Here is a 12,271-nt window from a genome sequence, read left to right on the forward strand (position 1 = left end):
TAGAGGAGGATGAGAAAAAGGCTAAAGGATGAAAAAAATCGTTATACCCGCCTGGATTTGCTTGTGTACACTTCAACCTTCTCCTATGGGAGACGCTGTGCGAACAGACTTCATCCTTTATTTAGCGATCAAAACGACGGGATAATTGTTGAAGACGCTTGCGGTCTAAGGGATTGGGTAGTATGTAGTACAAGGCAACAATGATAAAAACTAATTTTGCTAATGTCAGGCTGACAAAAGATACGGCGATCGCAAATAAATAGGCTAAGGGTGCAATTAAGTTACGACGGTGAACAAAAGCAATAAAGTTTTTATCCTCTTGAGTCTCATCTAAGAGGCGATAAGTTGAAGCATACCACCACATTACATCCATAGCTATGCCAGCTAGGACTAAAGTTGAAGCGTAGGCAATGATTGCAATTCTTTGATTAGGATACTCGCTCAGTAAAGCTGTGGGGAAAGGCATCGAAGCAACACATAGCAAAAAGAGAATATTTAGCCATAACAAGACTCTATCATGGCGTTTGATGTGCATAAATGTGTTGTGATGACTGATCCAATAAATGCCTAAGACAATAAAACTGATGATATGGGCGATAATTTTTGGTAATAGATGCATCAGTGCATGAGGCAGTTCTTTATCTATCAAATCTGGTTCGATATGGGGAACTTTAATCTCTAGCACTAACAAGGTGATGACAATCGCAAAAACGCCATCACTTAAAGCTATTATGCGCTCATTTCCATGAAAAGCAGCCCCTGGTTTTTCATTTTTAACAGTATTGTCTTCGTTAGACATTAGTGGCGATCTCCTGAATCCTCTTCCTAATTTTGTGTCAGTATGGCATACATAATGTAGGAAAAGTATAAATTATTAAAGTCCTACGCAAAACTGTGAAACTCTGATGATTGCCTCAACAAAATTAGAGTGGGGGAGGATTGTCTTCATCTGTAAAACCTTGGCTAATTTCCACAATATTGCCATCTGGATCGGCTACCCAAACAGTACGCCAGCCAGGAATATAATCATCAAAATTGAGAGGGCCAAGGGTAATTTTGGCATCGTCTCCCATTTCTGCTAATTTGCCATCGACGCTATCAACTTTAAAAGCTAATTGACGTACTCCTGGATATTGCGGCCCGTCATTAATTGGTGGTGGTACGGGAGATTCTTCTTTAGCTTTAAATAGTTCCAAATAAAAGGCAGAATCTGCCATTTTGATAAATACTATCTGGTCGCCATCAGGGAGTTTTGCGACTCTAGCGCGTTTAAAACCAAAATATTTGCTGTAAAACTTTTCAGTGGCGATCGGATCTTTACAAGTAAGTGCAACCTGAGAAAAGATTTGTAAACCCATAACTGGTTTTATCCTTAATTTTTCTTAACGTTCTGCTAGAATTTCAATGATTTTTTTGGCAAATAAGTGAGCATGACCGCCACTACGCCCTGTGACTAAATCACCATCTACAACGACATCTTCGTTGGTATAGATAGCGCCCATATTTACTACATCACCATGCAGGTTGTTATGACAAGTTACGGGGCGACCCTTGACTAACTCTGGTACAGGAGATACTAACCACATCCCATGACAAATAATTCCCTTGAGAATATTTTTGTCTGCGAATGCTCTTTGAAGAAACTCACAGGCGGGAGGAAGTTGAGTCACATCTTCTGTGTATCGCAAGCGGTCAGAAACCATTGCAGATGGCACTATGATTGCCGCATAAGTTTTAAGTTCATCATCATCTATAGTTTCAAAACTTTTGTGACACTCAAAGGGCGCATGATATTCATGTCCTTTGAAAGTTAGATATGATTGACCCCAAAGGCGACTGAGAAAATGCAGTTCTGCACCTTCTTCGGGAAAGCGGTAATTGTAATACCAAATCTCATGTTCGTAAAAGTCGCTTTCAATTAGGATACCAATCTTTTTTCCTTTGAGTTTCATAATTTTGGCTTAACCTTCAGGATCTATTTGGGCAACAATTTTTCCTCTGACATGGCGACCAGAAAGACGCACTAAGGCTTGAGGAATTTCTTCTAAAGAAATTACTTCTTGGAGGATGGGATTAATTTGATGTTGGGTAACTAATTTCGCTAACTCTCTACCAATTTCTGCTAGTTCTGCTTGAGATTTCATATCACCTAATAAATAAGCCATTCCTAAAGCAATGTCGTGCACAGAAATGGCTTTGCCAAAGGATTGTAAATGGCTGAAATTAGGTAATCCTGCTACACAGGCAATACCGCCACCAAAAGCTAGCAATTCTAGTCCATCGGTGGCATGAGCAGAACTAACCGTATCAATTATGGCATCAACCCCTCGTCCCTGGGTAATTTCCCTGACTCTAGCGCTGACATCCTCACTGTTGTAATCGATGACTTCACTAGCGCCTAATTGACGTACCCATTCTTTGTTACGACTAGAACAGGTAGAAATTACCTTGAGTCCGGCGAGGGACGCTAATTGCACAGCAAAGCCTCCCACTCCTCCCGCACCTCCATGAATGAGGATGGTTTGGTCTGGTTGGATATGTAATTTGCGATAAAGAACTTGGTAGGCGGTAAACCCGGCACAAGGTAAAGCCGCAGCCGCAGTAAAAGAGAGATCATCGGGTAAAGCTGCAATAGTATGGGCGGTGGTAATGGCCCATTGGGCAAACCCACCTGGCTTGGAGAAATCGCCGTGATAATAAATGCGATCGCCTATTTCCCAACCAGTGACGTTGGCACCAATAGCATCTATAGTACCAGCCACATCTAGACCAGGAATAAAAGGGTAATTCCAACTGGGAAATCCCCGCCCCATAAATTGATAATCTGCTGGATTTAAGCCGACAGCCTTGACTTTGACTCTGACTTCTCCCTCTGCGGGTTGGGGCTGAGTTACTTGGGCAAGGCGGAGGGTTTGTGGAGAACCTGGTCGGTCGAGAATCAGTGCTTTCATTAAATCTGCTTGCAACTCAGCTACCCTTTTGATTAGTAGACAATTCAGTTACCGCTATCCTCAAGTTCTGGTAAATAATGTTTTTCTTTCTTCTCTACAATTTCGCGGTCTGACTTTACGGAAAGTCTGGTTTTTATCTATATGCTCAGTATTGGTTTATAACTCCAATAGGCTGTAAAACCTAGGAAAATCAATAAATATTGAAGTTAAACAACTACAATACCAATTCTGTCTAAAGCGCGAGTCAAGGTGCGTTTGATGTTGACCTCCATCAGATGAGCACGATATTCTGCAGAAGCATAGCGATCGCCTACTATAGAACCCACACTTTCCTTAGCCAATGTAGAGGCTGCTGCTATATTTTCTGCTGTAGGTGCTTTACCCTCTATAGCAGCCTCAACTTGAGTTAATCTGACAGCATAGGGGGTTACACCAGTTACCGCCACACGGCATTTCCCGACTATACCATTGTTGATTTCACCAACAGCGATGGCAATCCCACAAAGAGTATAGCCAGTTGCAGGATGCTTAAAACTTTGATAAGCACTACCTTTACCAGAAGCATCAGTTGGTAAATTAATTGATGTGACAATTTCTTTTAACTGCCAATTACTTTGAAAAGCTTTAGCAATCAATGGCGCTGCTTCAATCTGATGGCTACCTTCTGTATCAAGAGTATTAAAAGTCGCCTCTAGCGCTAAAGCTACTGCTGTGAAATCACAAGCTAAGTCGCGATAGGCAAAAACATCACCAATTGTTTGCCAGTTACGGATTTGAGCGTCTCCAATGTTGTTAACAGCCTCAAACAGCGCTGGATAATTCTCCTGAATTTCGCGAGATGCTGCTACTTGAGCATAAGTAGTCATAGCATTAATTTGGAGGATATTACCTGGTTGATGGTTAATTCCTCGCAAACTGCCAATTTTACCTAAATCTACCAGCAGGGAAGGAGAAATACTACCCCGCTTCATTTCTGCAATCAGGCTGTGACTACCAGCTAAAATCAAAGCCTCTGCATTATCTTTCAAGAAGTTCACTGCAGCTTCCAGGCTTTCTGGCGCTACATAGTCAAATTGAACGGGAAGCATATTAATTTTTTCTCTTGATTATGGCTGTTTCAACATCAGGGACGAACTAAATGATTTTGATACCGATAAATTTCCCCATCTATGTACTGGGTAATTATTTTATCAGGTGTCTGCTAATATTTGTTTTTAGTTCTAATAAGAATTTAATAGAAATTATGCGGTTTCTCGAGTTAATATTTCTAGCTAGAAAACCTTAAGATTTTCTATACTTTTAATATTTCGTATGCGAATAAATTATTTGTACATTTAGGTCTCAAAATTCTCAATTTAAGATTTTATACTACTTCATTTATCAAATATTTAACTTTTAGTTAATGAACTTGAATCACAGCTTTGCAGTTTTTCCATAACCTCGGCTAGTTATACACCTATAGATAACTAAAGGATATAAACCAAGATTCTCTTGAAATCTAGCTATTTTTTGAATTCCTTTAAAGATTCATAACTGTATTTGAATATAACTTTTTTAAATCTGAAAACATTTCTGTTTTCATGCTCTTGCTGTATGATTTATCACATAGCAGTTGAGAATGAAATTCAAGCCCATAAAAAGCATAACTATGTCATAGGTGCTGAGGATTCTATTGCAGCTTTCAGGGTTTTCCATCCCAATGTTGCACATTTAACTCGCAAAGGAAAGTTAGATACTCCTTTAAGAAGATTGAGCTTTTGTAATTCTCTGGGAAATTCAGTTTCTCCTTGCATCATGCTATGAAAAGATTCGATCATATTGAGGGCTTCGCTAAGGCTTTTACCTTGAACATAACCAGCCATTAAATCAGCTGAGGCGATGGAGATAGCACAACCTTCACCTTGGAATTTAATCTCCTCAATAGTGTCGCTAGCTTGATTGAGTTTTAAAGTTAGTTCGATATTGTCGCCACAATAGGGGTTAGAACATTTGTGATAGCGATGAACTGGAATTGTTGTACCCCTATACCTAGGTTTTTTAGAGCGTTCCTGAATTACTTGCTCGAAAGTGTGTCGCTGATTCTCCGGAGAGGCCATTGCTCTTTGGGAAGCCATTTCACTTTTAATGATCTAGTAATTAGATTAGACGAGTGTAATATAACACTATTCATTCCCAGTGAATGTAAATTTTTCAATCATTGCTAGGGGCATTCTAGCATCTTGATGTTTTGCTTGATATGAGTAGATTTCAAGCTAATAAAATTTGACTTTAGCTGACTTATGGAATGCCAGCATAGCAATTAATTTTCCTCTAATAGATGAGGTTGTTAATATAAATTGTTACATTTTTGAATAACTAAATAGCTATAAAATGATTTACCTCTAAACTAAAAATCCCTTTTTAGACCATCTAATACCAATTTGAAAAAAGAAAGCGACAGATTGTAGGGGCAAGGTAGTGGCCATTGGTGTCAACTTAACGTGAAACCCGCTCTTGTGCAAGGTTTCGCCCTCACCCCCAGCCCCTCTCCCACAGGGAGAAGGGAGCCAGAGATTTAGTTCCCCTTCTCCAGGGGGAGAAGGGGTTAGGGGATGAGGGCGGGAGGTATTTGTACAATGCCCGCCCTCGCTTTTAGCTTAAGTTGACACCAATGGGCAGTGCCTTGAACTCTATTTGATTTGGGAGAAAAAGTGTTGTTATAGATATAAGTCTAGCCCGCATAAGCGGGCTAAAAAATTAACTGAAATTTATAATCAAGTTAGAGATTAGCCAAACACAAATTTAGCGCTTTCGGCTTGTAGTTGAGCTTGGGTAATCCCCAAGAATGTGGCAACATTAGTACCTTTGACACCCAGAATAGCGTTGCTTTGAGCATCTTGGCTAAAGGTGAGGTCAGTTTTTTGATAACTGCCAATTCCTACGACATCTGCGCCTAGTACAAAATCAGTGATGGTGTTCGCAGCCGTTGGGATTTCCGCATTCACCAGCCAGAACTGATCGCTACCAGCACCACCAGTGAGGACGTTATTACCGCCACTCTGAACATAGAAGATGTCGTTACCTTCACCACCCAAAGCGCGATCGCCTGCACCCAGGAAGAATGTATCATCGCCAACGCCACCGGAAATGCGATTACCACCTTGACCATCGGTAGCATCAAAGGTATCGTTACCCGAACCACCAAACACGCGATCGCTCTTGCTGACATAAATAATATCGTCATTGCTACCAGCAAAAATGCTGTTGCGCCCAATTTGCGAAGCAGTAAGATCTATTTCGTCATTACCAGCACCTGTGAAAACTATTTCCCGGTTACCCTTAAATTCTGGTTGTCCTGCAATTAAGGTATCTGCGTTAGGAGTACCAAAACTTTGCTTTTGTGGGTTAGCAATAAAGTCAGATGAATCAAGCTGAACTGCTCCCTTAACTACAGCCAAGACTTTTTGAGTGTCAGTTACTTTGATTTCGACATTCCCGCTAGTAGGAGTAATGGTTAACTGATCGAAAGACAAATCATCTAAGAGTTTGATTTTGTCTTGACTTTTTTCAAAGTCATTAATGGTGTCAGTTCCATCATTTCCAGCGAATACAAAAGTATCTTTACCAGGATTACCCCAGATATTATCGTTACCTAAACCGCCTGCGATCGTATCATCGCCTTCACCACCATAGATGGTGTCATCTCCAGCTTTACCATTGATTGTGTCATTGCTTTGATATCCAGAAATGATATCTTCAATGTCACTACCATCAAGAGTGTCTCCGGTTGTTGTACCCCAATAAATATTAGTTAGTTTGCCATTATAATTTCTTGTCCAAGTCCCACCTTGACGGGATGAATAACCGAAGGCGTTATACTGCTCGAAGAAGCTAACTGTATCAATCTTGGCGACTTGTTGACCTGTAGCTTGATCGACTTCGTGTTTAATGTGGAAGTTGTAAGCAAACGGCCCATCTGTGAGAATCCCTGTACTATTATTCCTATACAAGAACCGTCCAAAGATGGCGACATTATCGGGGTCTGCAGAATCAGGAACAATTTTTTCAATATAAAAGTTAGTAGCCGGTGCTTGATCTGGCCAGCGTGTTCCTAGTACATCAACAACTTGGAAGAGATTGAAAATAAAACCTTGAGTGCCATCAATTCCAGTCCATTCTTTTGTAGTAGGTGTGATGCGATAGCGTTCAGCAGAAAATGCATCATCTGATGTATAGGTGTTATTTTCTCCTTGAATAACTATGTAACGGGAGTTTTGAGTGAAATTCTCTTTAATGTACTTGAAGATGTCACCAGTAAAGAAAGATTGGAAGAAACCAAGTACTAAAGATTTATTCTCATTTGCGTCTCCAATTACATTATCTGGTGTGGTCACACCGATTTTAAAATCTGGTCTAACATCTTGAAACTTATCTGCTGTCAACTGAGCAGCAGTCACATTTTTAACAATTGCTAAAGTGGGTAGATTTGAACCAGTCAGCTTAATTTCTGCACCATTAACACCATCAGAAATAGTTAATTTGCTGTAGGTTAATGTTCCTCCTAGACCGATTTTGTCCCCATCAGCAATAGAAAAGTCGTTAATTGTAGAGGTTGTAGGTTCAGATGTCAGATCAAATAGATCATCAAGAATAAATGTATCTCTTCCAGAACCACCTGTGAGGGTATTGATTCCTGTATGACCATTGATCAAATCATTACCTGCACCGCCATCTATAACATCATTTCCACTACCCCCATAAAACTCATCATCACCCTCCAAACCAATTAAGGTGTCGTTACCTTGTAAGCCATATAGTTGGTCGTTGGAATAGTTAGGGTCGTAGTACTTTGTTTTATCTGCAAAGCCAGTGAGTAGATCATCCTTACCGGTACCCCATTGAATATAAAGTGGCAAAAATAGTCGTTCATCTACTTTGCCCTGTTGAAAGGGGTTATTGTTAACAGGATTACCATTTTCATCAATCAGATATCCCTTGGGATCGTATTGACGACCAAATAAGGGGTGCTGTACATAGTCATTTGGGTTTAATTCTGGAACCGTCGGAAAACGAAAATCTTCTGGATTAGGCCCGGTTTTAATTATTGGTGTGACCTGCAAACCATATTGTTCTCTAAAGGTTCCACCTTCACGCATAGATGCGGCTAAGGTATGAGGATCTGTCCAGAAGTGATAGGTCTTAATTTTGCCTTCTAGACCATCTTCAAACTCAATATCAATACGGAAAGGTGACCTAGCAGTATTTCCAGTAAACTTGTTGCGGAATTCAAATTCCCCATATACTGCCAAATTATCATCATTGGCAATTATTCCATAGGGATATGGCGAAGTTTTACCCTTAGCCGTAGCATACTCATCTGTGTTGGTGATGAAGGAAACTATTTCAAAGTTATTAAAAAAGTCTTTATAAAAATCAATTACTCCATCCGGCCCAACAAAGTTGTCACTAAACGGTATCAAGTCACGAGTTTCATGAGCTACAGATGCATCTGTATAAGCATTGGTGTCTTGTTGAGTAGTTTCTGTTGTATAACCACCAACTCTAGGAACGACTTTGACATCGTAAAGGTTAAAGATACCTTTAGAGGGATCAGAAGTGAGAAAGTTAAGTCCTTTAAGTGGTAAACCACCTTTGGAATCTGAATATTTTGTGGGTGTTTTAGAAATGAGGCTTTCCGGGCCTGTTTCGTCTCCTCTACCTAACCTTTCTTCACCTCCACGGATAAAGATAAATCGCCCATTGTTAGCAAAGAAATTAGCCGCTTTTTCTGATATAGTTCCGTCTTTTTGCGCTTTAAAGAAATTTTCTAATAGCTGTATATGCTTTTGTTCTTCCAAGCTGTATCCGGTCATATGAATAGATAAACTCCGTCTAGTTTGTTGTGTGTACTTTCCTGGTAAACACCATGAATGAATTACAGAGATTTTTAAAGCGAAAAAACCCATGAAAGCTTTATCCCAAATTTTCCCAGTTCTGTTGCATCATTAAAGAGTAAATATCTGGAATGAATTTGAGATTGTATTGGGGGTTATATAGACTACAGACCGAATGTACTGTATTTCTGAAATCTACCAGAATAAATTTATCGAAAGCCTGAACCCCAATACTGCTCGGTTAAGGATTTTAAACTCTTAATTTGGTTTGGGGAAAAGGTGAAAGGGTAAGGGTTAAAGGTTTATTTCTTGCCCCTTTTCCCCTTCCCCTTTTCCCCTTAACCGACAAGTATTGGCCTGAAACCTGATTGTTAAAGGATTATTTTAATGGCAAATTCTTGACCGTGGGATTTTACTGTTTTGAAAAAAAATGCAACAGATAGAAGGGGCAAGGCATTGCCTTGACCTCTAGAATATATTGATGTGTTGCAAACATTATTTGAATTAGTATTAATTACTTGCAGGTTATTTAATTAAGTAATGCTTGATTTATACTCTCAATAAACTATTAATATGCGTAGAAAAAATAAAAGCCCGCTTAGGCAGGCTTAAAAATTAAATCAAATTCACAATTGAATTTGTAATAATAGCAGAGTCACAAATTCGAGATTAGATAAACACGAATTTAGCGCTTTCGGTTTCTAGTTGAGCTTGGGTAATCCCCAGGAATGTGGCAACATTAGTACTATTGACAGCCAGAATGGCATTGCTTTGAGCATCTTGGCTAAAAGTAAAAGTGACGTTAGCTTTTTGATAGCCACCAATTTTCACGATATCTGTACCTAGTACAAAATCAGTGATAGTATTAGGATTTTTTGGGATCTCCGCATTCAGCAGCCGGAAGGTGTCAGCACCCGCACCACCCGTGAGGATGTTATTACCGCCACTCTGAACATAGAAAATATCGTTACCTTCACCACCCAAAGCGCGATCTCCTTCACCGAGGTAGAATTCATCATCGCCAACGCCACCAGACATGCGGTTACCACCTTTACTATCGATAGCGTAGAAGGTATCGTTACCGGAACCACCAAATACGCGATCATTCTTGCTGACATAGATAGTATCATCATTGCTACCAGCAAAAATGCTGTTGCGCCCGATTTGCGAATCAGTCACATCTATTTCGTCATTACCAGCACCGGTGAAAATTATCTCTCGGTTCCCCTTAAATTCTGCTTGTCCTACAATTAAGGTATCTGCGTTAGGAGTACCAATATTTTGCTTTTGTGGGTTAGCAATAAAGTCAGATGAATCAAGCTGAACTCCACCCTTAACTACAGCCAAGACTTTTTGAGTGTCAGTTACCTTGATTTCGACATTTCCATTAGTAGGAGTAATGGTTAACTGATCGAAAGACAAATCATCTAAGAGTTTGATTTTGTCTTGACCTTTTTCAAAGTCATTAATGGTGTCAGTTCCATTATTTCCAGCAAATACAAAAGTATCTTTTCCTCCACCACCAATCAAGGTGTCATTACCTTTTCCGCCATTGATGGTATCGTCACCTTGATAGCCATATATTTGGTCGTTGCGATCGCCGCCAGTAATTTCATCTCCGCCTGTGGTACCAAAGGTAAAATCAACGGTTTGATCTGCACTTAAATTAGCAGTCCAAGTCCCACTTTTGCGAGCAGCGATACTATAAGAATAGGCATCTTCATAGAAATGGATAAAATCTACTTTGCCACTGGTGGGGTTAATGTGAAAGTCATAGGCAAAGGGTACATCATGAACGTTTTTGGTATTTTTATCCCGATATTCAAACCGTCCAAATAAGGCTAAATCCGGCCCATTTTGGAAAACATCATCGATCAAAAACTTAGTGATTGAATCTGTTAAGTCGTTAGCTTCCCCAAGACTACCGATAAATGCTTGGGCACCTGCAATCCCTTGCCATTCTTGAGTAGGAGGGGTGATGCCAAAACGCTCATGAGAGAAGGATACAGAGTAACCGTTGATATCAGAATTGTATTCTTCAAAATAGGAGTTCTGGCTTTCAATGATGATGTACTTAACATCATCGGCGAAATTATTAGCAATGTAGTCTATTATGGTGCCGTCACCAAAAGCGTTAAAGAAGCCGAGAACTGTTTGGCGATAACCTGCTTCTGCTTGTGTAGTAAAGTTTGCTGGGTCAGCATTGTCTGTTGGGTAACCTCTAAAAGCCGGAAATTCCTGTAAAACAGTAGATTTAGTCTGATCGCCAGCTTCAATAAAGTCATCTGTCGTAATTTGGCTAGCGTTAATGTTCTTCAGAAGTGCTAGCTTTTCACCTGTGCTATTGAGACTAATCGCTGTATCAGCACCCTGTTGCTCAATTTTGAGCATACTAAAGGTGATTTTAGGCGCTAACTCAGTAACATTTATTCCATCTGTCGAATCTAATAAGGCTGGTGCTCCCACCAACTTATCTACACCATCGACAAAGTCGGTAACTGTCAAGAATCCTTCGTCTGTAGGTTTAGCAACTTTGGCATCGGAGTACAACACGAAGAAGTCATTACCAGCACCCCCAGTAGCAGTATCAAAACCAATACCACCCCAGAGAATATCATTACCATCGCCACCAGTTAGAGAATCGTTACCACTACCACCGTTGAGGTAGTCATCACCGCTACCACCAGTTATAGTGTCATTACCTTGGTAACCATAGATGACATCCCTGAGTTGGTTGGAGTTGGTGTCTCCAGTCAAGTTTTCGTCGGCTCTAGTACCCCAGCGAATATTGACGGGATGGATTGCACCTAGAGGACTGGTACTATTTTGCTCCCATAGGTTGACACCATACTGTCCTTGCCAAGTACCACCTTCACGGGAGCCGGCTGCGTAAGCAAAAGAGTTGTCGTAATAATGATATAGCTGTATCTTGCCATCATTACTCATCGTAATGTTGATGGCAAAAGGAGTACTAACAAAGTTACCTGTACGCGAGTGAACGTACCGCAGGTAGCCGTAAACTGCGACTTTATTACCTTCGGCAATGTATTTTAGGTCATTGAATTGGAAGAACTTGCTATTAAAGTCAAAGTCAGCTTGCAACGCGGCGATGAAATTCTTAACACCTGCTGGGCCGATGTATTCTGTGGTCTCTGGAACAAGAGCATTGCGCTCGTGAGAGAATCGATCGTCAGCATAAGCATTGGTATCATTGAGATTTTTCTGTGGTGTCTCTCCACCGGTAAAAGCTAGTTGAAATACCTTATTACCGTTTGCATCTAAGCCATCGTATAGTTCTTTACCACCACGGACGATGATAAATCTGCCATCGGATGTGACATTGCTATCAATGTATTGATTGAGTGCTGTAGCATTTTTCTGGCGAAAAGACGCGAAAAAGCCTTTAACTACATTGATATTGTTTTGTTCTTGGGTAGTGTAAGCCAT

The 12,271-nt window shown here is 40.3% G+C and carries 8 protein-coding genes; all 8 read right to left on the reverse strand.

The window, feature by feature from the left end:
* Nucleotides 1-121: 121 nt before the first annotated feature.
* The 8 genes from HG267_RS09270 to HG267_RS09310 all read right to left on the reverse strand — a co-directional run bounded on the left by HG267_RS09270 (nt 122) and on the right by HG267_RS09310 (nt 12,271).
* Nucleotides 122-799, reverse strand: coding sequence for a TMEM175 family protein (locus HG267_RS09270; protein ID WP_045874485.1), 678 nt, complete (start codon nt 797-799; stop codon nt 122-124).
* Between the two features lie 124 nt (nt 800-923).
* The gene (locus tag HG267_RS09275) at nt 924-1,358 is read right to left on the reverse strand and encodes a VOC family protein (RefSeq protein ID WP_045874484.1); all 435 of its coding nucleotides are present in this window, start codon (nt 1,356-1,358) and stop codon (nt 924-926) included.
* Nucleotides 1,359-1,382: 24 nt separating this feature from the next.
* Nucleotides 1,383-1,952, reverse strand: coding sequence for a DJ-1/PfpI family protein (locus HG267_RS09280; RefSeq protein ID WP_045874483.1), 570 nt, complete (start codon nt 1,950-1,952; stop codon nt 1,383-1,385).
* A gap of 9 nt (nt 1,953-1,961) precedes the next feature.
* The gene (locus HG267_RS09285) at nt 1,962-2,951 is read right to left on the reverse strand and encodes a zinc-binding dehydrogenase (protein WP_045874482.1); all 990 of its coding nucleotides are present in this window, start codon (nt 2,949-2,951) and stop codon (nt 1,962-1,964) included.
* Nucleotides 2,952-3,157: 206 nt separating this feature from the next.
* A complete protein-coding gene (locus tag HG267_RS09290) occupies nt 3,158-4,039 on the reverse strand; it encodes an FAD binding domain-containing protein (protein ID WP_045874481.1) in 882 nt (293 codons plus the stop codon).
* A 558-nt stretch (nt 4,040-4,597) separates the two neighbouring features.
* On the reverse strand, nt 4,598-5,065 hold the full coding sequence (gene sufU, locus HG267_RS09295; RefSeq protein WP_228045537.1) for a Fe-S cluster assembly sulfur transfer protein SufU: 468 nt from the start codon (nt 5,063-5,065) through the stop codon (nt 4,598-4,600).
* Between the two features lie 651 nt (nt 5,066-5,716).
* Nucleotides 5,717-8,896, reverse strand: a complete 3,180-nt coding sequence (locus HG267_RS41710) for a calcium-binding protein (RefSeq protein WP_045874480.1) — start codon at nt 8,894-8,896, stop codon at nt 5,717-5,719.
* A gap of 597 nt (nt 8,897-9,493) precedes the next feature.
* The gene (locus HG267_RS09310; RefSeq protein ID WP_045874479.1) at nt 9,494-12,271 is read right to left on the reverse strand and encodes a hypothetical protein; all 2,778 of its coding nucleotides are present in this window, start codon (nt 12,269-12,271) and stop codon (nt 9,494-9,496) included.

The organism is Tolypothrix sp. PCC 7601, assembly GCF_025677855.1.
In the GTDB taxonomy this organism is placed as follows: Bacteria; Cyanobacteriota; Cyanobacteriia; order Cyanobacteriales; family Nostocaceae; genus Aulosira; species Aulosira diplosiphon.